General features: G+C 67.2%; 21 protein-coding genes. 9 read left to right on the top strand and 12 right to left on the bottom strand.

Annotation, left to right across the window (positions count from 1 at the left end; translation table 11 throughout):
- Positions 1-18 precede the first annotated feature (18 nt).
- The 5 genes from HJG53_RS11520 to HJG53_RS11500 form a co-directional block, all read right to left on the bottom strand.
- Positions 19-741: a DUF4167 domain-containing protein gene (locus tag HJG53_RS11520; RefSeq protein WP_171130635.1), complete on the bottom strand. Its 723-nt coding sequence runs from the start codon at positions 739-741 to the stop codon at positions 19-21.
- Positions 742-1,010: 269 nt separating this feature from the next.
- Positions 1,011-1,811 (bottom strand): peptide chain release factor N(5)-glutamine methyltransferase, encoded by an 801-nt coding sequence (prmC, locus tag HJG53_RS11515; RefSeq protein ID WP_217352806.1) that lies wholly within the window; start codon positions 1,809-1,811, stop codon positions 1,011-1,013.
- Between the two features lie 100 nt (positions 1,812-1,911).
- Complete coding sequence (prfA, locus tag HJG53_RS11510) at positions 1,912-2,991, bottom strand: peptide chain release factor 1 (RefSeq protein WP_171130631.1); 1,080 nt, start codon at positions 2,989-2,991, stop codon at positions 1,912-1,914.
- Positions 2,988-4,286, bottom strand: a complete 1,299-nt coding sequence (gene hisS / locus HJG53_RS11505; protein WP_171130629.1) for a histidine--tRNA ligase — start codon at positions 4,284-4,286, stop codon at positions 2,988-2,990. Before hisS ends, prfA begins: the two co-directional genes overlap by 4 nt.
- Before the next feature lie 78 nt (positions 4,287-4,364).
- Positions 4,365-4,661, bottom strand: a complete 297-nt coding sequence (locus HJG53_RS11500; protein ID WP_171130627.1) for a hypothetical protein — start codon at positions 4,659-4,661, stop codon at positions 4,365-4,367.
- A 186-nt stretch (positions 4,662-4,847) separates the two neighbouring features.
- Here HJG53_RS11500 and HJG53_RS11495 point away from each other — a divergent pair, with 186 nt between their 5' ends.
- From HJG53_RS11495 to ppa, 3 genes are all read left to right on the top strand, one after another.
- Positions 4,848-5,492: a DUF1345 domain-containing protein gene (locus HJG53_RS11495; protein WP_171130625.1), complete on the top strand. Its 645-nt coding sequence runs from the start codon at positions 4,848-4,850 to the stop codon at positions 5,490-5,492.
- 33 nt (positions 5,493-5,525) lie between these two features.
- Entirely contained in the window at positions 5,526-7,397 is a 1,872-nt protein-coding gene (locus HJG53_RS11490) for a M61 family metallopeptidase (RefSeq protein WP_171130623.1), read from the top strand.
- A gap of 111 nt (positions 7,398-7,508) precedes the next feature.
- On the top strand, positions 7,509-8,048 hold the full coding sequence (gene ppa / locus HJG53_RS11485; RefSeq protein ID WP_171130621.1) for an inorganic diphosphatase: 540 nt from the start codon (positions 7,509-7,511) through the stop codon (positions 8,046-8,048).
- A 117-nt stretch (positions 8,049-8,165) separates the two neighbouring features.
- Here ppa and HJG53_RS11480 read toward each other — a convergent pair whose 3' ends face one another.
- Together HJG53_RS11480 and HJG53_RS11475 are read right to left on the bottom strand one after the other, a co-directional pair.
- Complete coding sequence (locus HJG53_RS11480; protein ID WP_171130619.1) at positions 8,166-8,948, bottom strand: SDR family NAD(P)-dependent oxidoreductase; 783 nt, start codon at positions 8,946-8,948, stop codon at positions 8,166-8,168.
- 19 nt (positions 8,949-8,967) lie between these two features.
- Positions 8,968-10,137: an acetyl-CoA C-acetyltransferase gene (locus tag HJG53_RS11475; protein WP_171130618.1), complete on the bottom strand. Its 1,170-nt coding sequence runs from the start codon at positions 10,135-10,137 to the stop codon at positions 8,968-8,970.
- Positions 10,138-10,229: 92 nt separating this feature from the next.
- Between HJG53_RS11475 and HJG53_RS11470 the strand changes: the two genes are divergently transcribed.
- A complete protein-coding gene (locus tag HJG53_RS11470; RefSeq protein ID WP_171130616.1) occupies positions 10,230-10,898 on the top strand; it encodes a nitroreductase family protein in 669 nt (222 codons plus the stop codon).
- Between the two features lie 50 nt (positions 10,899-10,948).
- The gene (locus HJG53_RS11465; protein ID WP_171129747.1) at positions 10,949-11,131 is read left to right on the top strand and encodes a hypothetical protein; all 183 of its coding nucleotides are present in this window, start codon (positions 10,949-10,951) and stop codon (positions 11,129-11,131) included.
- A gap of 1 nt (position 11,132) precedes the next feature.
- Here the strand turns inward: HJG53_RS11465 and HJG53_RS11460 are convergent, their stop codons facing one another.
- The gene (locus HJG53_RS11460) at positions 11,133-11,315 is read right to left on the bottom strand and encodes a hypothetical protein (RefSeq protein WP_171129745.1); all 183 of its coding nucleotides are present in this window, start codon (positions 11,313-11,315) and stop codon (positions 11,133-11,135) included.
- 97 nt (positions 11,316-11,412) lie between these two features.
- On the opposite strand from HJG53_RS11460, the gene HJG53_RS11455 reads away from it, so the two are divergent.
- From HJG53_RS11455 to HJG53_RS11445, 3 genes are read left to right on the top strand one after another with little or no spacing between them, the layout of a single operon-like run.
- Positions 11,413-11,640, top strand: a complete 228-nt coding sequence (locus tag HJG53_RS11455; protein ID WP_171130614.1) for a hypothetical protein — start codon at positions 11,413-11,415, stop codon at positions 11,638-11,640.
- 42 nt (positions 11,641-11,682) lie between these two features.
- The gene (locus HJG53_RS11450; RefSeq protein ID WP_171130612.1) at positions 11,683-13,641 is read left to right on the top strand and encodes an autotransporter assembly complex family protein; all 1,959 of its coding nucleotides are present in this window, start codon (positions 11,683-11,685) and stop codon (positions 13,639-13,641) included.
- Complete coding sequence (locus HJG53_RS11445) at positions 13,638-17,783, top strand: translocation/assembly module TamB (protein WP_171130611.1); 4,146 nt, start codon at positions 13,638-13,640, stop codon at positions 17,781-17,783. Before HJG53_RS11450 ends, HJG53_RS11445 begins: the two co-directional genes overlap by 4 nt.
- Here the strand turns inward: HJG53_RS11445 and HJG53_RS11440 are convergent.
- From HJG53_RS11440 to HJG53_RS11430, 3 genes are all read right to left on the bottom strand, one after another.
- Entirely contained in the window at positions 17,777-19,669 is a 1,893-nt protein-coding gene (locus HJG53_RS11440; protein WP_254447687.1) for an OPT family oligopeptide transporter, read from the bottom strand. The genes HJG53_RS11445 and HJG53_RS11440 overlap by 7 nt on opposite strands.
- Positions 19,666-20,184 (bottom strand): hypothetical protein, encoded by a 519-nt coding sequence (locus tag HJG53_RS11435; RefSeq protein ID WP_217352764.1) that lies wholly within the window; start codon positions 20,182-20,184, stop codon positions 19,666-19,668. Before HJG53_RS11435 ends, HJG53_RS11440 begins: the two co-directional genes overlap by 4 nt.
- Positions 20,185-20,393: 209 nt before the next feature.
- Positions 20,394-21,992, bottom strand: a complete 1,599-nt coding sequence (locus tag HJG53_RS11430; protein ID WP_171130606.1) for a helicase HerA-like domain-containing protein — start codon at positions 21,990-21,992, stop codon at positions 20,394-20,396.
- A 76-nt stretch (positions 21,993-22,068) separates the two neighbouring features.
- Between HJG53_RS11430 and HJG53_RS11425 the strand changes: the two genes are divergently transcribed.
- Entirely contained in the window at positions 22,069-22,557 is a 489-nt protein-coding gene (locus HJG53_RS11425; RefSeq protein ID WP_171130604.1) for a hypothetical protein, read from the top strand.
- On the opposite strand, the gene tldD is transcribed toward HJG53_RS11425, so the two are convergent.
- Positions 22,554-23,981: a metalloprotease TldD gene (gene tldD, locus HJG53_RS11420; RefSeq protein ID WP_171130602.1), complete on the bottom strand. Its 1,428-nt coding sequence runs from the start codon at positions 23,979-23,981 to the stop codon at positions 22,554-22,556. The genes HJG53_RS11425 and tldD overlap by 4 nt on opposite strands.
- Positions 23,982-23,992: the final 11 nt, after the last annotated feature.

Genomic DNA, 23,992 nt, shown 5'->3' with positions numbered 1-23,992 from the left:
GTCGCCGGAGCAGGCCGATCAGGCGGCGGGCGGAACCTCGACCGTGTCGTTGGCGACTTCGGCGCGCGGGCGGCGGCCACGACGGCGCGGCGGCGCGGCTTCCTCGGCGGCATCGCTCGCCACGGCAATTGCCGGCGGCAGGCGATCGGCGTCGAAGCCTTCGACCTGCGGCGCACTTTCTTCGCGCGCCCGACGCGGGCGGCGGACGCGGCGTTCGCCATTGTCCGGCTGCGGCGCTTCAGCCTGGCGCTCTTCCTGCTCCGACGCTTCGACCGGCTCGGGCTGGCGTTCGCGGCGCGGCTCGTCGCGACGGAAGCCGTTGCGATCGCCACGGTCGCCGCGGTCGCCGCGATCATTGCGTTCGCCGCGCTCGAACCGTTCGCCGCGATCACTGCGCTGGCCACGATTCTGGTCGCGCACGTCGAACTCGTCGCCGCCGTCCTCGCCGTCATAGTCCTCGTCCGCATTCTGGTTCTGCGGACGCTGATCCTCGAAGCGGGCGCGGCTTTCGCTCAGCACGCGGAAATAATGGTCGGCGAACTGGAGATAATATTCGGTGGTGACGCGATCACCCGCCATCTGCGCGTCGCGGGCGAGGTTCTTGTATTTCTCGTGCAGCTGCTGGGCGTTGCCGCGGGCGCGATTGTCGATGCGGCTGCCGCCGCCAGGCTGCCCCGGATTGCCCTGCGGCCGCTGGCCTCCACGACCGCGACGGCGGCCGTTCTGACGATTGTTGATCAAAGGATGTCCTCTACTTCACCCAAAATCTGTTCCCGTGGCTCCGCTGGCTTCATGCGCGGCCAAGAAGAGAGCAGCGGGTGCACGCGCTCTCATCAATCGCCAGCGCGGCCGGGTCTCACCGCGTCTTAGCTGTCGGGATGGGCAAGGCGTTCTTCGTAGCGCCTGTTCGGCTGCCGTCGCGGAAACTGCCTGCCCCTCTGATGTCTTATCTAGTGGGTCACTTCTCAAAATCCAAGTGCAAATTAGCGCCGATATCTTGCGCTTCCGTGTCAGTGCCGCCGCAGTTCGAGGCAACGGTCGCGTCCGGCCAGATCCTGGCGGCACTGCACGGCCAGGTCTTCAACCTGCATCAGGGACGTGACGCTTTCGCGCTGGTCGGCGCCGATCTCGACCACCGCAAGGCCACCCGGCGAGAGCAGACGGGCAAGCTGGGGCGCCAATTTCCGATAGTCGTCGAGACCTTCCGGACCCGCGAACAGGGCGGCCGCCGGTTCATGGTCCGCCACGTCGCGAGGGAGCCAGGCGCCGCATTCCACGTAAGGCGGGTTGCAGAGGATCAGGTCGAAGCGGCCGTCGAGGGCTGCCCCCCAATCGCCCTGCACGAAGCACGCGCGCTCGGCAAAACGGAGCCTTTGCGCATTGCCGCGCGCCACGGCCAGTCCGGCCGCCGAGCGGTCCACACCCAGTCCCCAGGCGCCGGGCCAGTGATCGAGACTTGCTAGCAGCAGTGCGCCCGAACCAGTGCCGAGATCAAGGACTTTGGCGGGCGCGGATGCACTAAAATGCGCGATCGCCGCCTCGATCAGCGTCTCACTATCCGGGCGGGGGATCAGCACATCGGGCGTGACGTGCAGGTCCAGCGTCCAGAACGCCTTGGTGCCGGTGATATACGCGACCGGTTCATGCGCGAGCCGGCGGGCGATCAGGGTCTCGAAGGCGGGCGGCACCGCGCGCGCTGGATCGAGCAGCAGCGCCTCTCGCGAGATACCGAGTGCGTGAGCGAGGAGGAGCTCGGCGTCGAGACGGGGAGTGGGGGAGATTGGAGCGAGAAGGCGGGTTGCTGATGTCAGCGCCCCAAGAACTCCGTTCGCTTCGAGCGAAGTCGAGAAGCCTTGATGCACCGATCAGCCGTTTCTCGACTGCGCTCGAAAACAACGGACCTTCGACGGCCTAGCCATTAAGGTTCGCCAGCTTCTCCGCCTGGTCCTCGGCGATGAGCGCGTCGATCAGCTCGTCCATATTGCCTTCGAGGATTTCGGGCAGGCGGTGCAGGGTGAGGTTGATACGGTGATCGGTCACCCGGCCTTGCGGGAAGTTATAGGTGCGGATGCGTTCGGAGCGGTCGCCCGAACCGACCATCGACTTGCGCGCGCCGGCGCGTTCGCTGGCGAGGCGCTCGCGCTCCAGCTCGTAGAGGCGCGTGCGCAATACCTTCAGCGCCTTGGCCTTGTTCTTGTGCTGCGACTTCTCGTCCTGCTGGATGACGACGAGGCCGGAGGGCAAGTGAGTGATCCGGACGGCGCTGTCGGTGGTGTTGACCGACTGGCCGCCGGGCCCGGACGAGCGATAGACGTCGATTCGCAGGTCCTTGGCTTCGTCGATTTGCACATCGACATCCTCAGCCTCGGGCAGCACCGCAACGGTCGCCGCGGAGGTGTGGATGCGCCCGCCGCTCTCGGTCGCGGGCACGCGCTGCACGCGGTGCACGCCGCTCTCGAACTTCAGCCGCGCGAACACCCCTTGGCCGGTGACGCTCGCCACCACTTCCTTATAGCCGCCCAGCTCCGCCGCGCTGGCCGAGATCGGCTCGACCCGCCAGCCGCGTCCCTCGGCATAGCGCTGGTACATGCGGAACAGGTCGCCGGCGAACAGCGCCGCCTCGTCGCCGCCGGTGCCGGCGCGGATTTCGAGCATCGCCGGGCGCTCGTCGGCCGCATCGCGGGGGAGCAATTTAACGGCAAGCTCGCGCTCCGCGCCCGGAAGTTGCGCGCGCACCGCGTCCGCCTCTTCGGCGGCCATGGCGCGCATTTCCGCATCCGGTTCCCTCTCGGCAAGGTCGGCAAGCACGTTCAGTTCCGCGCGCAGCCGCCGAACCTCCCCCGCCGCTGCCGCGACCGGCTCCAACTCGGCATATTCCTTGGACACCTGCACGAAGCGATCGGCGGCGAGTTCGCCCGACGCCATCAACGCCTGCAACTCATCCCGCCGCGCCTCGATCTGCGCGATCCGTTCCGCGGAGATGGTGGTCACGGATGGTTCCAGCCGGCGCCCGACATTTTCCCGCCGAAGTAATCAGAAAGCGCAGAAGTCACGCGGGACTCCCAGTTGCTTTGCGCAGCATTGTCGATGCCGCTCGCATAGAAGGAAAGATGGAGTCTTCCCAGCGGATGCCCCTTATCCCGAACGAAGAGTAGTCCTTGCGCATTTGCCTTCTTGGCCTGCTCCGCCCGCTTTTTCGCAGCGCCACGATAGGGAAAGTAGACTCTGATACCGGCCGCTCGAAGCATTTTTGCTGCAATGATTGCATCGACCTCGTTCTGGGGCTGATCCGGGATCACCGCGATCTCCGGCGCCAGTGACTCTGTCTGCTCAGTCAACATCGCCAGCCGCTCGATCCCCGCAGCCCATCCAACGGCCGGCGTCGACGGGCCGCCGAGCGTTTCGATCAGCCCGTCATATCTCCCGCCGCCCAACACCGTTCCTTGCGCGCCGAGGCGGTCGGTGACGAACTCAAAGGCGGTGTGGCGGTAATAGTCGAGGCCGCGGACCAAGCGGGCGTTGCGGGTCCAGGCGACGCCGGCGGCTTCGAGGCCCTTCGTCACGGCTTCGAAGAACACGCCGGCCTCGCTCGTCAGATAGTCGTCGATCGAGGGCGCTGCGTCGGCGATCGGGCGGTCGCGCGGGTCCTTGCTGTCGAGGATGCGCATCGGGTTGCGCTGCAGGCGCTCGAGGCTCTCTTCCGACAGCTCGCCACGATGCGCTTCGAAATGGCGGACCAGGGCGTCGCGCCACGCCTGCCGCGTCTCGGCGTCGCCCAGCGTGTTGAGCTGCAGCGTTACACCGTCGCTCACCCCCAGCTCGCGCAGCAGCTGGTCGGCCATGACCAGCAATTCGACATCTGCGGCGGGCTCGGCGGCGCCGATCACTTCGGCGTCGAGCTGGTGGAATTGGCGGAAGCGACCCTTTTGCGGACGCTCATAACGGAACAGCGGCCCGTGGGTCGCGACCTTCAGCGGCGCATATTGCTGCCAACCTTCGGTGAGATAGGCACGGGCGATGCCGGCAGTGAATTCGGGCCGGAGCGTCAGCGAATCCCCGCCGCGATCCTCGAAACTGTACATCTCCTTCGAGACCACGTCGGTCGTTTCGCCAAGCGAGCGGGCGAACACGGCGGTCGCCTCGAACACCGGCACTTCGACGCGCTGAAAGGCGTAGAGCTTGCGGACCCGATCGAACGTGTCGACGACGTGCTGAAAGCGCAACGCCTGTTCGCCAAGCATGTCCTGCGTGCCGCGGATCGGCCGGGGAGTTTCGATCTTTGCCATGAAGCGCGCGCTTCTAGAGAAGTCGCGCGAAAGTTGGAAGGAGGGCGCACCGGATCGCGCGCCCTCCCGAAGCCCGGCTTATTCAGGCTTGTTGCGCTTCTTGGTCTTCTTGGTGTGCGTCACCTGCGTACCGTCATCGGTCTTGGTGACGGTGGTGCTGTTGTCGCTCGGCGTTTCGACGGTCTGAGTCGTCGTCGTTTCGCCTGAACCGGTGGTCGTGGTGTCGCGGGTCACGGTGGCGCCCGGCGTTTCGCTCGGTGTCGGTGTCGCGCTGGGCGTCGGCGCGGCGGTCGGGTCGACCGGCGGCGTTGTGGTCTGGGCCTGAGCAGCAGCCGACAGCGACAGCGCCGCCGCGGCCAGAATGGCAATCTTCATAACGACTTCCTTTATCTTTCCCCGCCCCGAGCGGTGGCACTCGCCCCAGGCGCAAAGGGCCGTTCTGCGGGTGAACGCGAAATGAACTCCGCAGCTCGGCAGGTTCGACTGGTGGTCAGGTGCGTCGAGTCGAGCGGCCACGCCGAGGCTGGCTGCGCACCCGCTCCTCGGCTAGCAAGGCGCGGCATGCGGCCGGTCGGCACCTATCTCGCGCCAGAACGCTTCCTGGCTTTCCTCGTGACCCTGGGCGTGGCCACCTGGCTCGCCGCCAACCGCTTCCCCCTCAGCCGCGCGGCGATGATCGGCTTCGACGTTGCCGCCTTGGTCTTCCTGCTCTCGGTTTCCACCCTGATGCGGCGGCATGACGCGGCAGAGATGCGGAACCTCGCCTGCCGGAACGACGCCAACCGGCTGTTGCTGCTGATCGTGTCGAGCGCGGTGATGATCGCCATCCTCGTCGCGGTGACGGCGGAGGTAACCGCGCGAGGCCGGATGGAGACTCCGGTCAAAATCCTGGTGATCGGCACACTGGCGCTGGCCTGGCTGTTCGCCAACACCGTCTACGCGCTCCACTATGCGCACATCTATTACCTGCCCGAAGGCGCGGGCAATCGCGACCGGGCGGGCATATCCTTTCCCGGCCGGAGCGATCCGGACTATTCGGACTTCGTCTATTTCGCCTTCACACTCGGCATGACCTTCCAGACATCGGACACGGAAATCACCAGCCGGGCGGTGCGGCGAGTGGTGACGCTCCATTGCCTCGCCGCCTTCGCGTTCAACATCGGCGTGCTGGCCTTCACCATCAATGTGCTCGGTTCGGGGTCCTAGCGCGTGCGAGGAATTGCGGTTAGCGGGCGAGCCATGAAGCTGCTGTTCCCGCTCGCCTTTCTCGTCGTCGCCCCCGGTTTCGCCCAGTCCATCCCCGCAGCCCGGGACGTACCCTTTGCCGGCGCGATGACGCTGACAGTCGATCTCGCCCGCGTCACCCAAGGCATTTTCCAAGTGCGCCAGACCATTCCGGTGGCCGGTCCCGGGCCGCTGGTGCTGCTCTATCCCGAATGGAAGCCCGGCAATCACGCGCCGTCGGGGCAGATCGAGAATCTGGCGGGACTGAAGCTCAGCGCGGGCGGCCGACCGCTCGCCTGGCGCCGCGACCCGGTAAACATGTTCGCCTTTCATGTCGATGTCCCGGCCGGCGTCACGGCCGTGGACGCCGAGTTCCAATATCTGTCGCCGCAGAAGGAGGGATCGGATCGCCGCGTCTTCGGCCCCACCATGGCGAACCTGCAATGGGAATCGCTGTCGCTCTATCCGGCCGGCTATAACGTCCACAACATCCCCGTCCGGGCGACGGCGATCTATCCGGCGGGCTGGACCGGCTGGACGGCGCTGCGCGGGCAGGCACAGGGCAGCACCGTCACCTATGATCAGGTGCCTTACGACATCCTCGTCGATTCGCCCGTCTATGCCGGCGCGCATGTGAAGCAGGTCCGTCTGGACCCGCAGGTCAGCTTCAACCTGGTCGCCGACGCGCCGTGGCAGCTTGCGATCACGCCGGCACAGGAGGCCGCGCACCGCAAGCTGATCGAGCAGGCCGACAAGCTGTTCGGCACGCGTCATTTCGACCATTACGACTTCCTGGTCGCCCTGTCCGACTATCAGTCGGGCGATGGTCTCGAGCATCATCGCAGCTCCGAGAATACGCTCGACGCCGATCTGCTGACCGATTGGGACGCCAATCTCTACGACCGCTATGTCGTCGCGCACGAATATGTGCACAGCTGGAACGGCAAGTTCCGACGCCCGGCCGACCTGTGGACGCCGGACTATCGCCAGCCGATGCAGAACAGCCGGCTCTGGGTCTATGAGGGCCAGACGCAATTCTGGGGCGACGTGCTCGCGGCACGCTCCGGCCTCTGGTCGAAGCAGGCCTATCTCGATTTCCTGGCCATCGTCGTCGCGCGCTATGCTGAAGGCTATGCCGGCGTTGGGTGGCGCAGCGTGCAGGACACGACCAATCAGCCGATCGTCACCGGCCACGGCCCCGGCGGCGCTTGGCCGAGCTGGTTCCGTGGCGCCGACTATTACCGCAACTCCGAGCTGTTCTGGGTAGAGGCCGACGCCACCATCCGCCGGCTGACCGGCGGCAAGAGGAGCATGGACGATTTCGCGCGGCTCTTCTTCGGCGTGGAGCCCGGCGCCTGGGATCACGAGGTCACCTATCGCTTCGAAGATGTGGTCGCGGCGCTGAACCGGGTCGCGCCTTATGACTGGGCAGGCTTTCTCCGCACCCGCCTCGACGGCACCGACCCCTCGATGAATCTGAGGACGGTCGAAGCGGCCGGCTATCGCCTCGCTTGGGGCGAAAAGCCGACCGAATCGCAGCGGCGGCTGCTGGCCAAGCAGAAGACCGACGATTTCACCTATTCGATCGGCCTCGCTCTGTCGAAACAGGGTGAGGTGAAGGACGTGGTCTGGAACGGTCCCGCCTTCCAGGCCGGATTGCGGCCGACCGAGGCGATCGTCTCGGTCAACGGCCAAGCCTACGACGCCGAGGCGCTGGGCCGAGCGATCACGGATGCCAAACGCGGCGCACCCATTCGCCTGACCGTGAAAGGCGACGACCGCTTTCGCGAGGTCGGCATCGACTATCGCGGTGGACTGCGCTACCCGCGCCTCGAAAAGATCGGCACCGGAGAGGGTGCACTCGACAGGCTGCTCGCCGCCCGGTGAGTCTCTGATTTCGTCATTCCCGCGAAAGCGGGAACCCAGCTTTTTCTTCTCCGTGCAGGCAGGAGGCCGTCTGGGTCCCCGCCTTCGCGGGGATGACGATGGAGTTTTTCAGTGAACATCGACCTGATTCCGTGCGGCGAGGAGCCGCCGCACAACCTGAACGTCATCATCGAAGTGCCGGTGGGCGGCGAACCGGTGAAATATGAGTTCGACAAGAAGTCGGGCGCCCTGTTCGTCGACCGAATCCTGCACACGCCGATGCGCTATCCGGCCAATTACGGCTTCGTTCCCCACACGCTCTCACCCGACGGCGACCCGCTCGACGCGCTCGTCGTGGCGCGCTCGCCGTTCATTCCCGGCTGCGTGGTGCGCGTGCGCCCGATCGCGGTGCTGATGCTGGAGGACGAAGCCGGCGGCGACGAGAAATTGCTGACCGTCCCGGTCGACGAGACTTTCCCCTACTATACGGCGGTCGAGGAGCGCACCGATCTGCCGGAGATCGTGATGCAGCAGATCGAGCATTTCTTCACCCACTATAAGGACCTGGAGGCCAAGAAGTGGGTGCGCGTCGGCCATTGGGAAGGTGCCGACTATGCCCGCCGCATCGTGCTCGAGGCGATCGAACGGGCGAAGGAAGCGAAGGCGGCGTAGCCCTGATCGCTCGTCCTGAGCGGAGGCCGAAGGCCATAGTCGAAGGGCGGTAGCTCGGAGCCTGCGCCCTTCGACTTCGCGCTGTGCGCTCCGCTCAGGACGAGCGGAAAGCTGACTTCAGCGCGGCGCCATCCGGATCGCGCCGTCCAGTCGCACATCCTCGCCGTTGAAATAGCCGCACTCGATCATCGTCATGGCGAGCATGGCATATTCCTCCGGGTTCCCGAGCCGCTTGGGGAACGGCACCGAGGCGGCCAGCGCGTCCTTCACCTGCTGCGGGGCGGCGTTCATCAGCGGCGTGTTGAAGATGCCAGGCAGGATGGTGTTGACTCGAATGCCCTCGTTCATCAGGTCGCGCGCGATCGGCAGAGTCATGCCGATGACGCCGCCTTTCGACGCCGAATAGGCCGCCTGGCCGATCTGTCCGTCCTCACCGGCCACGGACGCGGTGTTGACGATCGCGCCGCGCTCGCCGTCTTCCAGCGGGTCCAGCGTCAGCATGCCGGCCGCCGACTTGGCAATGCAGCGGAACGTGCCGACCAGGTTGATCTGGATGACGAAGTTGAACGCGTCGAGCGGAAAATGCTTGATCGAGCCGTCTTCCTTCGAGCGGCTGGCGGTCTTGATCGCGTTGCCGATGCCCGCGCAGTTGACCAGGATCCGCTCCTGACCATGCGCCGCGCGCGCCTTGGCGAAACCCGCATCCACGCTCTCGTCCGACGTGACGTTCACTTCACAGAACACGCCGCCGATCTCGGCAGCGACTTCCTCACCCTTGCCGGCCTGCAGGTCGAAGATCGCGACCTTCACGCCCTTGGCCGCCAGCGCCCGCGCCGTGGCGGCGCCAAGCCCCGATGCGCCACCAGTCACGACGGCTGCTACATTGTTACCCAGCTTCAAAGTCCACCCTCCCGTTAGATTACAGCCGCTCGACGATCGTCACATTGGCGATGCCGCCGCCTTCGCACATGGTCTGCAAGCCATAACGCTTGCCATGACGGCGCAGCGCGTGAACGAGCGTCGCCATCAGCTTCGTGCCCGACGCGCCGAGCGGATGCCCGAGTGCGATCGCGCCGCCATGCACGTTCAGCTTCGCCGGGTCGGCGCCGACATGCTTCAGCCAGGCGAGCGGCACCGGCGCGAAGGCTTCGTTGACTTCATACAGGTCGATTTCGTCGATCGACATGCCGGCCCGCTTCAGCGCCTTATCCGTCGCGAACAGCGGCTCCTCGAGCATGATCACCGGATCGCCGCCGGTGACCGTCACATTGTGGATGCGGGCGAGCGGCGTCAGGCCATGTTCCTTCAGCGCACGGTCCGACACGACCATCACCGCCGACGCGCCGTCGCAGATCTGGGATGCATTCGCCGCCGTGATGACGCCGCCTTCCGTCAGCAGCTTGACCGAGGCGATGCCTTCCAGCGTGGCATCGTGCCGAATGCCTTCGTCGGTGCCGTGAAGCTCGGTTCCGTCCGGCGTCTCAACCTCCAGCGGCACGATCTCGTCGTCGAAGGCGCCCGCTTGGGTGGCGGCAGCCGCGCGGCGATGGCTTTCCAGCGAATAGCGGTCGAGCTCTTCTTTCGAAAAGCCATGCTTCTTCGCGATCATCTCGGCGCCCATGAATTGGCTGAACTGGATGCCCGGATAGCGGGCCTCCTGACGCGGGCTCTTTGCCTTGCCGAGCCCAGCCTGGGCGAACAGCGCACTCGTCGATCCCATCGGCACGCGCGTCATCGATTCGACGCCGGCCGCGATTACCACGTCCTGGGTGCCGGACAGCACCGCCTGTGCCGCGAACTGGATCGCCTGCTGCGACGACCCGCATTGGCGGTCGATCGTCACCGCCGGCACGCTCTCCGGCAGGCGCGAGGCGAGCACTGCGTTGCGGCCGACCTGGAAGCTCTGCTCGCCGCCTTGGCTCACGCAGCCCATGATCACATCCTCGATCGAGGACGGATCGATGCCGCTGCGGTCGACCACCGCGTTCAGCACTTCGCCGGCCATGTCGGCCGGATGCCAGCCGGCAAGCTTGCCACCACGCTTGCCGCCGGCCGTGCGCACCGCCTGAACAATATAGGCTTCAGCCATCATCCCTCTCCTTGGAACCGTTGCGATCATCTCTTGCCTATCATTGCAGGTCCGGCAAGGATGATTTGACGTTTACGTGAACGGCGGGTGAGATGACGGTCAGCGAAGCAGTAGCGGCACGCCGATCGGTGCGCGGGTTCCTGGATCGGCCGGTCGACGGAGCGCTGATCCGCAAGCTGGTCGAATTGGCGGCGCGGGCGCCGTCCGGCGGCAATCTCCAACCTTGGCATATCGATGTCGTCGGCGGCGACGTTCTCGAAGGCTTCAAGCGCGATGTCGCGGCCAAGCTGATGGCCGGCCACAAGGAAGAAGCCGCCTACGACATCTATCCGCTCGAACTTGACGATCCCTATCGCGCGCGTCGCTTCGCAATCGGCGAGGCGATGTACGGTCATATCGGCATACCGCGCGAGGATAAGGCGGCACGGCGCATGTGGTTCGCGCGCAACTTCGCCTTTTTCGGCGCGCCCGTCGCGCTCTTCTGCACGGTCGACCGCAACATGGGCCCGCCGCAATGGTCCGACCTCGGCATGTACCTGCAGACGCTGATGCTGCTGCTGGTCGAACACGGCCTCGCTTCCTGCCCGCAAGAGTGCTGGGCCATCTACCCGCAAACCGTCACGGCATTCCTCGGCACGCCGGCGCACCGCATGCTCTTTTGCGGCATGGCGATCGGCTATGAAGATACGACCGAGCCCGCCAACGCGCTGCGCAGCGAGCGCGCGCCATTCGCCGAATGGGCAGAATTCCGCGGTTTCTGAAATCGCTAGGGCACGCTTGCCGCCATGATGCGTTCAGACCGACTAGCATCATGGGTAAGTCCGTCGAAACCGAGAACCAGGAGCCGATCATTGCGATCGGCCTGCTGACGCAACAGGATCTCGATCTGCTGGGGAGCGGCTTCCGCCGTGCCTTTCGGGTCGACGAGACGCCTTGCTTCGAAGAGTTGCTGCTGGCGATCGATGCGGCGGAGCAGAAGCTTCCAGCGCGCTGAGTCAGCGGCGGCGATCGATCAACCAGAACCCCGTGACGATAAGGGCGGCCAAAGCGAGGCCCCCGAGCAGTCCGATCACGGGCTGACCAAGCAACCCGACGCCGATCGCTCCGGCCAGCGGCAGGATAGCGAACAGGATGCCCAGCGAGCGCGGATTGCGAGGTTCAGTCATGGTGGCGCGCATGGCATGCGCCGCACCGCCGCGCCAGCCGTCATGGTCAAGAAGCCGTTGACCTTCTCCGTCCGCGCCCCGGCAAGTTTCCGCGGCTAGTGGGAGCGCCATGGAGAGCCGGCGCCACCCCCCATCCCCTTATGTAGCCGACCGGGCCATGCTGGCCGAGGCGACCGACTTGATGGCGCGGTTCGGGGGCAATGCGGCCTGCGAAGCCGCCGCCCGCGCCGACCGCAGCCGCGACTTGGGCAATGTCCTGCATTTCTGCCGCTGGCGTCAGGTCGAGCGGCTGGTGGCGCTGCTCAGCGAGTGCGAGGTGCGCGGCACCGTCCACTGATCGCTCTGGCGGCGCTCGGCCTGACACGATACACCACAGCGCATGACGTGCTGCTCGTCGCGGCGCTCCGGCGCGGCGCTGGCCGTGGCGGCGTATCTTGCTGCGGCCTTTTCCTGGTCTTGTCCGGCTCTCGCGCAGACCGCGTCGCAGGCTGAGCCGGCGCTCGACCCAGACTCGCCGCTCGACCCGCTTCCCGGTTTGGATGTGGACTGGCCGGAGTTGCCGGCGGACGAAGGCCCTGCCGAGGCCCCGGTTACCGGCACGCCGACGGAGGCAGGCACGGCCCTGCGCTACGAGGTCCGGCTGGAGGGCCTTGACGTCGAGCAGACCGAGGCGGTGTCGAGCCAGTTCAACGCCCTCTCGACGCTGAAATCCTCCGAGAAGACGCCGGCCAATGTCGCTCAGATCGATCGGCGGGCGCGTGAGGACGCTGAGCTGCTGGCCGAACTGCTCCGGGCGCGCGGCTTCTATGACGCGGAGGTCGAGCCGCGGGTGGCGACCGATGCGGGCCGGGTGATCGTCTCGCTCGCGGCGGAACCGGGCGAGCAGTATCGCTTCACCGAAGTCGAGGTGCGCGGCCTCGAAACCGCTCCCGATCAGGCGCAGGCGCTGCGCGACGCGTTCGGAATCCGCAAGGACGATCCGGTCGATGCCGCCGCAGTGAACGCGGGCACCACCGCACTCAGGCAGCGAATCGGCCAGGGCGGTTTCCCCTTCGCTCAGGTGCCGGACCCGCAGGTCGTCGTCGATCGCGAAAGCCGCACCGCGACCTTGGTGCTCAGCGTCGATCCGGGCGGCGCCCGCAAATATGGTCGCATCATCGTGCCCGAACGATCGCTGTTCAGCGCCCGGCACATTGGCGAGATCGCGCGTTTCAAGCCCGGCCAGCCGTTCGAAGCCAGCGACATAGAAGACCTGCGCCGTGCGCTGATCGCCACCGGCCTCGTCTCCACCGTCAGCGTGTCGCCCCAGCCTGGAGCGACACCCGACACGGTGGACGTCGCCGTGCGCATCGAGCCGGCGCCGCCGCGCACCATTGCTGGCGAGCTCGGCTATGGCACAGGCGAAGGTGCGCGCGCCGCAGTCAGCTGGCAGCACCGCAATTTCTTCTCGCCCGAGGGCGGGCTGACGCTGCGCGCCGTGGCCGGCACGCGCGAGCAGACCGCCGCCGCGAGCCTGCGCCGCAACAATTTCCGCAAGCGCGACCATGTGCTGACGGCGGACATCGCGCTCAGCCACCTCGACCAGCCCGGTTACGAAGCGCGCAGCTTCCTGCTCGGCGCCGGCATCGAGCGGCAGACGAACATTGTCTTCCAGAAGAAATGGACGTGGAGCGCGGCCGTAAACCTGATCGCGTCGAACGAGCGCGGGGCGATCAACTCGACCACCAGCACCACGCGCCGCACCTATCTGATCGGCGCCCTGCCCGGCATGCTTGCCTATGACGGGTCCGACAATCTGCTCGATCCGACGCGCGGCTTTCGCCTTTCCGGCCGGCTCAGTCCAGAATTGTCGCTGCAGAATGGCGCCTTCGGCTATGCGCGCCTGCAGCTCGATGCGAGCGGCTATCAACCGGTCAGCGACCGGGTGGTGCTGGCGGGGCGGATCAGATTGGGATCGATCGCTGGCGCCCCCGCGAGCCGCATCGCGCCATCGCGCCGCTTCTTCGCTGGCGGCGGTGGCTCGGTGCGGGGCTTCGGCTTCCAGGCGATCGGCCCCCGTGACCAGGACAATAATCCGACCGGCGGGCGCAGCCTCGCCGAGTTCGGCGCCGAGGCGCGAATCCGCTTCGGCGCGTTCGGGATCGTGCCGTTCCTCGACGGCGGCAACATCTACCGCTCCGCGCTGCCGAGCTTCGGCGGTCTCCGCTACGGAGCTGGCCTGGGCGTGCGCTACCACAGCAATTTCGGGCCGATCCGTGTCGATGTCGGCACGCCGATCAATCCGCAGCGCGGCGACTCCCGCGTGACCGTGTTCGTCTCCCTGGGCCAGGCCTTTTGAGCGAGGAAGCGATCGTCCGGCGAAGGAGCCGCTGGCGCTACGCCGCGCTGATCCCGATTGCCCTGGTGCTGGCGCTGCTCGCCGCGATCTGGGGCATCGACACCGATGCCGGCCACCGCTTCCTGATCGACCGCATCGAACGGCTGCAGATTAGGACCGGCCTCAAGATCCGCATCGGCCGGATCGACGGCTCGATTTACGGCCGCGCGCGGCTGAAGGATGTGCGGCTCTATGATCCGAACGGCGTGTTCCTGTCGGTGCCCGACGCGCGGCTGAGCTGGTCGCCGTGGCGCTGGACGGTGAACAGGCTCGATATCGAGGAACTCAGCGCGCGCCAGGCGACCCTGCACAGGCTGCCGCAGTTCCGCCCCACCGGCCGCCCCTTCACCCTGCCGAGCTTCGACATTCGCATCGGCCAGCTCCGGATCGAACGGCTGCGCATCCTAAAAGGGGTCGCCGGACCGGAGCGGGCCGGGACGCTTGCCGGCCAGGCCGAGGTGCGGCGCGGTCGCGCCATGGTCCGCGCCATGCTCGCAACTAGCGCGGGCGACCGGCTCCGCCTGGTGCTGGATGCCGAACCAAAGCGAAAGCGCTTCGCGCTCGGCAGCCAGATCGAGGCACCGGCCGGCGGCTTGCTCGCGCGCATGATGGGGACGGCCAAGCCGATCACCGCGCGCATTGCGGGCAATGGCAACTACGCCGTCTGGGACGGCAGCGCGCAAGTGGCCGCCGCCGGCATCCGCACCGTCGACCTGAGGCTTGCCGTGCGCGAGGGCGAGTACCGGCTGCTGGGCGGCCTGATGCTCGAAAGCGTCACAAGGGGACGCCTCCAGCGCCTCGCGGGTCGGCGCATCGCCGTCGACGGACGCGGCCGGCTGGACCAGGGGTTGCTCTCCGCCGGCCTGAAGCTGCGCTCCGCGGCGCTCGCGGTGCAGGCGAATGGCGCGCTGGACCTCAGGCGCGGCCGGTATGACGCCATGGTCTTACGCGCGACGCTCCTTCAGCCGCCGCTGCTCTTCCGCAACATGCGCGGGCGCGACGTGCAGCTGCGCGCGCTGCTCGACGGCCCCTATGCCAGCGCCCGCTTCCGCTATCGCATCGCCAGTCCGATCGTCTTTTTCGACAAGACCGGCTTCGAGCAGGTCCAGATCGACGGTGCCGGGCACCTGTCGCGGTCTCCCGTCACGGTACCGGTGCGCTTCACCGCGCGGCGGGTGACGGGCGTGGGGGATGTGGCGGGCGGCATCCTCGCCAACCTCGTCGTGGACGGGCAGCTGAAGGTCACTGCCAGGACGATCACCGGCGACGACCTGCGCGTGCGTTCGGATAAGCTGACCAGCCGAGCCTCGCTGTTCGTCGACCTGCGCAACGGCGACTATGACGTGCGCCTATCCGGCGAACTGGCGCGCTACTACATACCCGGCCTCGGCATCGTCGACGTGAAGAGCACGCTGTCGGTCGTGCCCGGCGTCAATCGCCTGGGCTCGCGCGTGACCGGACGCGCCCAGGCCTGGGTTCGACGCTTCGACAACGCGTTCCTCGCCAGCCTCGCCGGCGGGCTTCCCTATCTGGAGACCAACCTCACGCGCGAGCGGGACGGGATCGTGCGCTTCACCAACCTGCGCATCGTCGCACCCAAGTTGATGCTCTCCGGCACCGGCTATCGGCGGCGCGACGGCACCATGTATTTCGACGGGGGCGGGCGGCAGGCCGTTTACGGTCCGGTGCACCTGACGCTCGACGGACGCATCGAGCGGCCGAAGCTGGCCATCTTCCTTCCGCGTCCGCTCGACGCGCTCGGCATTCGCGACATGCGGCTCTGGCTCGATCCGAGCGCCAGCGGGTTCGCCTATCGCGCCAATGGCGGGTCGACGCTCGGCGGCTGGACGAGCAACGGCGCCATTTTGCTGCCCAAGGGCGCCGCGGCGCGGATCGGCGTAGCGGCGCTCGACGTCGCCGGCATGCGCGCTTCGGGAGAGCTGATGTCGCAGGGGCGCGGCTTCGATGGCCGGCTCAACGTTGCCGGAACAGGGCTGAGCGGCCTGCTCCGCTTCGACCGCGCCGGCGACATTCAGCGCATCGCCATGAGCTTCGATGCCAATGGCGCGCGCCTTGCGACTTCGCCCGAGATCACGATCGTGCGGGGCGGGCTTGACGGCGAAGTCCTGCTCGACCCTGCGGGCCTGGTGACGCGGGCAACGCTCACCGCCCGCGGATTGCGGGGCGGCGCCCTGTCACTCGCGCAGCTGGCCGCGAGCATCGATCTGAAAGGCGGCCGCGGCACTGCGCGCGCGGCCTTTGCCGGATCGCGCGGCCGCGCCTTCGACCTGCAGACCGCGATCGAAGTGGCGCCGCAACGGCTCGTGGTCACCGGCGGCGGGACGATCGACCGCAAGCCGGTGCGCATCGAGAGCCCCGCCGTGCTGACCGCGGAGCAAGGCGGCTGGCGGCTGGCGCCGACTGCGCTTGCCTATGGCGGCGGCCGGCTCTCACTGGCCGGGCTGTTCGGCGATACCGCCCTCGAAGTGGATGCCTCGCTGGCCACCGTACCGATGACGGTATTCGACATCGTCACCCCCAATCTGGGGCTGGGCGGAACGGCCAGCGGGCGCATTCAATATCGCTCGCGGATCGGGGCTGCACCGACGGGAGCGATCGACCTGACCGTGCGCCGGCTGACTCGCTCCAGCCTGTTCCTCACCTCCCGACCCATCGATCTTGGGCTGAAGGGCGTGCTCAGCGGCAGCCAGGCAGCAATGCGCGCGGTGGCGGCGAGCGATGGCAAGATCATCGGTCGGGCACAGGCTCGGCTTGGGCCACTCGCACCGGCCGGCAGCCTCGCCGATCGGCTGCAATCCGCGCCCCTCTTCGCGCAACTCCGCTATTCCGGGCCGGCGGACACGCTGTGGCGGCTGACCGGCATCCAGCAGTTCGATCTCTCCGGTCCAATCGCCGTCGCCGCGGACATTGGCGGCCGCCTGTCCGACCCGGCGATCCGCGGCTCCATCCGGGCGACCAAGGCACGGCTGGAAAGCGCCACCTCCGGCACGGTGCTGACCAATGTCGACGCGACCGGCCGCTTCGGTGGCTCGCGGCTTTCGATCGACCGGATGACCGCCAATGCCGGCCAGGGCACCGTCGTCGGCAGCGGCGTGTTCGATTTCGGCAGTCCGCGCGGCATCGGCATGGACCTGGCGGTAACCGCTCAGGACGCGGTGCTGATCGACCGCGATGATATCGGCGCAACCGTCACCGGCCCGCTGCGCATCCAGTCGGACGGGCGCGGCGGGCTGATCTCGGGCGAGGTGACGCTCGCCCGCAGCCGCTACCGGCTCGGCCGCGCGCGCGCGGCGACCACGGTGGCGCGGCTCGCCAACCTGACCGAGCGCAACCGGCCGCTCGACTTTTCGGCACCCGCGGCCCCGCCCGCTCCCTGGAGGCTCGACCTGAAGGCGACCGCGCGCAACCGGCTGATGGTGACCGGCCTGGGCCTCGACAGCGAATGGCGCGCGATCCTGGCCATCACCGGCAGCGTGAGCGAGCCGGTGCTGGTCGGCAACGCCACGCTGCTGCGCGGCGGCTATGAGTTTGCCGGGCGTCGTTTCGATCTGGAGCGCGGCGCCATCCGTTTCAACGGCGCCAACCCGCCCGACCCGGTGATCGACATCGCCGCGGCCGCCAATCTGCAAGGCCTGTCGGCGACCATCCGGGTCACCGGCACCGGGCTGAAGCCGGACGTGAGCTTTGCGAGCAATCCGGCGCTACCCGAGGACGAACTGCTGTCACGGCTGTTGTTCGGCACCTCGATCAGCAACCTGTCGGCGCCCGAAGCACTGCAGCTCGCTTCTGCGGTCGCCGCCCTGCAGTCGGGCGGCAATCTCGACCCGATCAACGCCCTGCGGCGCGCCGTCGGTCTCGATCGGCTGCGCATCATCGCCGCCGATCCGACCATCGGCCAAGGCACGGCCATCGCCGCCGGCAAATACATCACCCGCCGCGCGTTCGTGGAGCTGATCACCGATGGCCAGGGCTATTCGGCGACGCGCGTCGAGTTCCAGATCACGCGCTGGCTGTCGGTGCTGTCGACGATCTCCACCATCGGCCGGCAGAGCGTGAACGCGCGCGTTTCGAAGGATTATTGAGCGCGGGCGGCGCGCCGGTAGAGCCAGGCGGCGATGACGGCGAACAGCAAGGGCGCGACGATCAGCGAAGTCGAGGCGAAGCTGTCCGGCGTGACCCGCAGCGGCGAGTCGCTGCCGGTGGCGACCACCAGCCCGGCCAGTGCGACGCCGAACAGACTCTCTCCGACGATCAGCCCCGTGGCGAGCAGCACGCCCATCCGCTCATGCCCTTCCGGGTCGCTGCTGCGGCGCGCACGGCGATCGAACAACCAGCCGGCCAGGGCGCCGACCACCACGAACAGGCTGGTCTGCATCGGCAAATAGATGCCCAGCCCGACCGCGAGCGGCGGGCAGGCCTTGCCGGCTCCCCTGCGCAGCAGCCGGTCGATCCCGACAATGACTACTCCGGCAATCGCGCCATAGCCGATCATCCGCCAGTCCAGCGTGCCGCCGAGCACGCCCTTGGCCAGCGCGGAGATCAGCGCAGCCTGCGGGGCGGGCAAGGCGTTCGGCCCTGCCCCCGGCGCGCCCGCGAAACCATAGGCCTGGTTCAGCAGCGACAGCACGGGCGGGATCACCAGCGATCCGAAGAAGACGCCGAAGATCAGCGCCACCTGCTGACGCCATGGCGTCGCGCCGACCAGCTGGCCGGTCTTCAGATCCTGGAGATTGTCGTTGGAGATGGTGGCGATGCCGAACACCACGGCGGTGACGGTCAGCGCATAGACGACCAGCGGCCCGCTATCGCTGCCGCCGCCCGCCACCGCCCCGATCAGCAAGGCCGCCGAGATGATCGACAGGATACCGACGCCAGAGATCGGACTGTTCGACGCGCCGATCAGGCCTGCCATGTAACCGCACACCGCGGCAATGAACGCACCGGCCAGCACTACGAAGACGAGGCTGCCGCCGATCAGCAGCACCTCGTTGCCGATGTCGCCGAGATTGGCGGCGAGCAGCACGCCGATGAGGACGAGCGCGATCAGTGCTCCGATCCCGACGAGTCCGATCGGCAGGTCGCGCTCCCCGATTGGCAGCGTGTCGCCGCCGGCCTTCCGCTCCGACGAGGCTGCCAGCGCCGAACGGACGCCGCCGACGATCGGTCCGAGAATGCTGAGCAGGGTCCAGATCGACGCCACGCCGATCACGCCCGCGCCGAAAAAACGTACCTGCTCGCTCCATACGCGCAGCGCCACTTCCTCGGCCGGCCCAGGGACGCCGCTGGTCAGGATCGGCACCGCACCGGCCCAGGCGATCAGGATGCCGAGGCCGATCGCCAGCCCGACCGAAATCCCGACCAGATGGCCGGCGCCGAGCAGCGCGAAGGAGAGGCCGGCCGAGATACCGGTTGCGCTGCTGCCGACGCGGAAAAAGGTCGCGGCCTCGGCTGCGGCGACCCGCATCGCCGCGAGCAGGGCGAACCCCGCCGACGCGATCGATCCGGTCAGGATGATGCGCAGGCCAGCACGATTGCCGCTTTCCCCCACCTTCAGCACTTCGGCGGCGGCGACGCCTTCCGGATAGGGCAGCGCCGTGTCAACGACGAGCGCGCGCCGCAGGGGAATCGAGAACATCACGCCCAGAAAGCCGCCGAGGAAGGTGATCAGCGCCGTCGTCCAGAACGGGAAATCGTTCCACGCTCCGACCATGACCAGGCCCGGCAGCACGAAGCAGATCGCGGCCAGCGTGCCCGCCGCGGAGGCGACCGTCTGCACGATATTATTTTCGAGGATCGTGCCGTTAGCCAACGCGCGGAGCAGCGCCATCGAGATCACGGCGGCCGGGATGGAGGTCGCGAAGGTCAGCCCGACGCGCAACCCAAGATAAACGTTGGCGGCGGTGAACAGCAGGGTGATGACGCCGCCCAGCAGGATGGCGCGGACGGTCAGTTCGCGGGTTTCGGTCAATTCTGCTCTTTCTCGAAGCGGATTTCGCGGTCGTAGCGGCGCAGGACGAGCGTGCCGCCCTCGATCGTCAGCGGCTCGCCGGCGAAGGCAGCGATACCGATGTCGTTCGGTTCGAACCTGAAGACGATCCGTCGTCCGCCCGGCTTCACCGCATAGGGCGCAAGCGGAATCGGGAAGACCGGCAGGTCGGGCACGAGCGCCGTGATCGTCTTGCCTGGCGGAACTGGCAGCCGACCATCCTCCCCAACCTCGACGAAGGCGGGTTCGGCGACTCCGGCGAAGGTGACGACCATCGTCAGCGGCGAACCCTGCAACAGCTCGGGATCGTCGAGCGCCACTTCGATGCCGTCCCCGTCCTTGGGCGTGTCGCTCACCACCGCGAACCGCGGCGGCTTGGGCGCGGGTTCGGTGGTGAGCAGCACCTGCCCGTCCTTCTCGACCCACCGCCCCTGCGCCTGCTCGTCGAGCGCGCCATAGCTCAGGCCATATTGGAACCGCCCGTCGGCGCGCAGCACCAGGCGGGTGGCGAGCTCGGTCTGGCTGCCGTCATAGGTGCCGGGGGCGACGGCGGCTGCGGCGGGTTGAGTGAAACAGAACGCGAGAAAAAAGAGTACGGTTTGGCCTGAGCTTGTCGAAGGCCTCCCTTCTTTTCTGGATTCGGCAAGGAGAAGAAGGGAGGGCTTCGACAAGCTCAGCCCAAACCAGGTCTTGATGTTGTGCCAAATCACTTCAGCAGATTCCCGAGCACGCCGCGCAGCAAGCCTCCGACCAGACCCCCGCCGCTGCTGCTGCGCCCGCGCCGGCTCGATCCGCCGAACACGGCGCGACCGAGTTCGTTCGCGACCTGACGGGTCACGGACGAGGTCGCGGTGCGCGCGGCCGTCTGGATGATCTTGTCGGTGAGCGTCGGCTTGGCGGCCTCGCGCGCCGCTTCCTTGGCGAGCCGTGCCTCTTCCTTGGCCTGAAGCGCCGCCGCCTTTTCCGCTTCCGTCGCCGCCTTAGCTGCAGCCGCGGCAGCCGCTGCTTCGCCGGCCTTCGCGGCCAGGATCTCCTCCGCGGACTCGCGGTCGACGAGCGCGTCATATTTGCCGCCGACCGCATCAGTCTCGCGCAGCACGCCCCGCTCGACGGGCATGAGGGGGCCCACCCGGGAGAAAGGCGGCCGGATCAGCGTCCGCTCGACGGGACTCGGAGACCCGTCCGGCAGCAGCAGCGAGACGAGCGCCTCGCCCACCTTCAGCTCGGTGATGGCAGTTGCAACATCGACGCCCAGATTCGCCCGGAACGTCTCGGCCGCCGCGCGGATGCCCTTCTGGTCCTTCGGCGTGAAGGCGCGCAGTGCGTGCTGAACCCGGTTGCCGAGCTGGCCGGCCACGCCCTCCGGGATGTCCACCGGGTTCTGGGTGATGAAATAGACGCCGACGCCCTTGGAGCGGATCAGCCGCACCACCTGCTCCACCTTATCGAGCAGCGCTTCCGGCGCCTCATCGAACAGGAGATGCGCCTCGTCGAAGAAGAAGACGAGCTTCGGCTTGTCCGGATCGCCGACCTCGGGCAGTTGCTCGAACAGCTCGGACAGGAGCCACAGCAGGAAGGTGGCATAAAGCTTCGGGCTCGCCATCAATTTGTCGGCGGCCAGGATGTTGACGATCCCCCTGCCCTGATCGTCCGTCATGATCAGGTCAGCGATCTCGAGCGCCGGCTCACCGAAGAAATGCTCGCCGCCCTGGGATCGCAGCTGGAGCAGCGCGCGCTGGATCGCACCGATGCTCTGCTTGGAGACATTGCCGTAGGTGGTGGTGAGTTCATCGGCACGCTCGGCGCAGTGCGACAGCATGGCCTGCAGGTCGTCGAGGTCCAGCAGCAGCAAGCCATCCTTGTCGGCCACGGTGAAGGCGATGGTCAGCACGCCTTCCTGCACTTCGTTCAGGCCCATCAACCGGGCGAGCAGCAGCGGCCCCATTTCAGACACGGTGGTGCGGATCGGGTGGCCCTGTTCGCCAAACAAATCCCAGAGCTGCACGGGATTGTCGCCATAGGCCCAGTCGCCCATGCCGATTTCGGCGGCGCGGACCGCGAAGATCTCGTGCGTCCTGGCGGTCGGCGATCCGGCCATGGCAAGGCCGCCCAGATCGCCCTTCACGTCCGCGACGAAGCTTGGCACGCCAGCGCGGCTGAAGCCCTCCACCAGCCCCTGCAGCGTCACCGTCTTGCCGGTGCCGGTCGCGCCGGCGATCAGGCCGTGGCGGTTGGCGCGCTTGAGATTGAGGTTTTGGGGCGAAGCGCCGCCCGGGCCGGCGCCGATGAAAAGGCCATCGCTCATGATCCGGATGTAGCGGCGAGCGCCGCTGCCGAACAAGCCTGCTTGGATGGAGCGGCAACTCGACTAAGCCAATCCGATGATTCGATTGCTTTTTGCGCTGCTGCTGGCGCTCCTTCCCTTCTCAGCCGCCCAAGCTGACGTGCTCGCCCGCTTCTATTCGCGGGATTTCGGTTCGGTGTTCCCGCACGGCTTCTTCGAAGTTGAGGGGCCGGGCGTACCGAAGAAGAATTACGGCTTCACCGCCAAGACGGTCACGCCCGCCATCCTGATGAGCCCGGTCGCGGGCAAGATCGTCGAGATGAAGCCTGACTATATCGGCAGGAGCCGACTGCATTTCACCGTGCGACTGTCCGATGAGCAATATCGCAAGCTGATGAACGTGGTCGCGGACTGGGGTAGCCGCAAGCAGCCGAGCTACGACCTGTACAAGGCCAATTGCGTGAGCTTCGTTCGCGACGCGCTGCAGGTCCTGGGGCTCAAGACCAACCCGAACACGCGCTTCATGGGCAAGCCGAAAAGCTTCCTGACCGAAGTGCAGGCGCTCAACCCGGGATTGAAGCCCTAGGTCGCGGTTCCGCCGACCGTCAGCCCCTCGATCATCAGGCTCGGCTGGCCGACGCCCGCCGGCACGCTCTGCCCGCCCTTGCCGCACATGCCGACACCCTCGTCGAGCGCGAAGTCGTTGCCGATCGCGCGGACCTTGGTCAGCACGGTCGGCCCGTCGCCGATCAGAGTAGCGCCCTTGATCGGAGCGCCGATCTTGCCGTTCTCGATCCGGTACGCTTCGGTGCAGCTGAACACGAATTTGCCCGACACGATATCGACCTGCCCGCCGCCGAAGCTCTTGGCGTAGATGCCCGAGCCGGCGCGTGCGATCATCTCCGCCGGATCGTCATTGCCGCCTTTCATGAAGGTGTTGGTCATGCGCGGCATCGGTGCGTGCGCATAGGATTGGCGGCGGCCATTGCCGGTCGGCTCCACGCCCATCAGCCGCGCGTTCAGCCGGTCCTGCATATAGCCCTTGAGGATCCCATCCTCGATCAGCACCGTTTCGCGCGTCGGCGTGCCTTCGTCGTCGATCGACAGCGATCCGCGCCTGTCCTCGATCGCGCCGTCGTCCACCACCGTGACGCCGGGCGCCGCTACCCGCTCGCCGATGCGACCCGAAAAGGCCGAAGTGCCCTTGCGGTTGAAGTCGCCCTCCAAGCCGTGGCCGATCGCCTCGTGCAGCAGCACGCCGGGCCAGCCGGGGCCGCACACGACGGTCATCTCACCCGCCGGAGCGGCGACCGACTCGAGGTTCACCAGCGCCTGGTCGAGCGCGATGCCGATGCCGCGCTGCCACGCCGCTTCCTCGAACAGCCGGCCGTAGAGATAGCGGCCGCCCATGCCATAGGATCCCGTCTCGCGCCGCCCATTCTGCTCGACGACGATCGAGATGTTGAGGCGGACGAGCGGCCGAATGTCCTGCGCGACATAGCCGTCCGGCCGCACGATCTCGATCACGCTCCATGATCCGGACAGACCCACCGACACCTGGCTGACGCGCGGATCGCGCGCCCGCGCCGCAGCATCGATCTTCTGGCAGAGCGCAACCTTCTCGGCGAAGGGCACCAGGGTGAGCGGATCGTCGGCCGTGTAGAGGTGGCGATTGCTTCGCTGCGGCGGCGGCGCGGGCTGGCCCTTGGCCGGATCGAGCAGCTGCATCGTTTCCGCCGCACGCTTGATCGCCGCCGCCGAAAGCTCGTTAGCATGGGCAAAGGCGGTCATCTCGCCCGAGACGCCGCGCAGGCCGAAGCCAGCCGTGGTGTTATAGTCCGCCGTCTTCAGCCGGCCGTCATCGAAGCCAAAACTCTCGGAGGTCTGATACTGGAGATACAGCTCGCCATCGTCGCAGCTTTTCAGCGCGGCGGCGGTCAGCTTCAGCGCGGTGTCAGGATCGAGATCGGCCCGATAGAGCCAGGCGCGCGGGTCGGTGGGGAGAGTCATGCCCCCGATAT

It is taken from the genome of Sphingomonas sp. ID1715 (assembly GCF_013044515.1).
Taxonomy (GTDB): domain Bacteria; phylum Pseudomonadota; class Alphaproteobacteria; order Sphingomonadales; family Sphingomonadaceae; genus Sphingomonas_B.
Note: the sequence above shows the minus strand (reverse complement) of the source record. Positions and strands in the feature narration are given on the sequence as shown.

Bases quoted from the DNA above. Each gene is read 5' to 3' on its own strand.
- HJG53_RS11450 (WP_171130612.1), top strand. From the start codon at position 11,683: ATGACGTGCTGCTCGTCGCGGCGCTCCGGCGCGGCGCTGGCCGTGGCG.
- HJG53_RS11430 (WP_171130606.1), bottom strand. From the start codon at position 21,992: ATGAGCGATGGCCTTTTCATCGGCGCCGGCCCGGGCGGCGCTTCGCCC.
- tldD (WP_171130602.1), bottom strand. From the start codon at position 23,981: ATGACTCTCCCCACCGACCCGCGCGCCTGGCTCTATCGGGCCGATCTC.
- HJG53_RS11495 (WP_171130625.1), top strand. From the start codon at position 4,848: ATGCGGCCGGTCGGCACCTATCTCGCGCCAGAACGCTTCCTGGCTTTC.
- HJG53_RS11470 (WP_171130616.1), top strand. From the start codon at position 10,230: ATGACGGTCAGCGAAGCAGTAGCGGCACGCCGATCGGTGCGCGGGTTC.
- hisS (WP_171130629.1), bottom strand. From the start codon at position 4,286: ATGGCAAAGATCGAAACTCCCCGGCCGATCCGCGGCACGCAGGACATG.
- HJG53_RS11460 (WP_171129745.1), bottom strand. From the start codon at position 11,315: ATGCGCGCCACCATGACTGAACCTCGCAATCCGCGCTCGCTGGGCATC.
- HJG53_RS11425 (WP_171130604.1), top strand. From the start codon at position 22,069: ATGATTCGATTGCTTTTTGCGCTGCTGCTGGCGCTCCTTCCCTTCTCA.
- HJG53_RS11455 (WP_171130614.1), top strand. From the start codon at position 11,413: ATGGAGAGCCGGCGCCACCCCCCATCCCCTTATGTAGCCGACCGGGCC.
- HJG53_RS11465 (WP_171129747.1), top strand. From the start codon at position 10,949: ATGGGTAAGTCCGTCGAAACCGAGAACCAGGAGCCGATCATTGCGATC.
- HJG53_RS11500 (WP_171130627.1), bottom strand. From the start codon at position 4,661: ATGAAGATTGCCATTCTGGCCGCGGCGGCGCTGTCGCTGTCGGCTGCT.
- HJG53_RS11490 (WP_171130623.1), top strand. From the start codon at position 5,526: ATGAAGCTGCTGTTCCCGCTCGCCTTTCTCGTCGTCGCCCCCGGTTTC.
- HJG53_RS11475 (WP_171130618.1), bottom strand. From the start codon at position 10,137: ATGGCTGAAGCCTATATTGTTCAGGCGGTGCGCACGGCCGGCGGCAAG.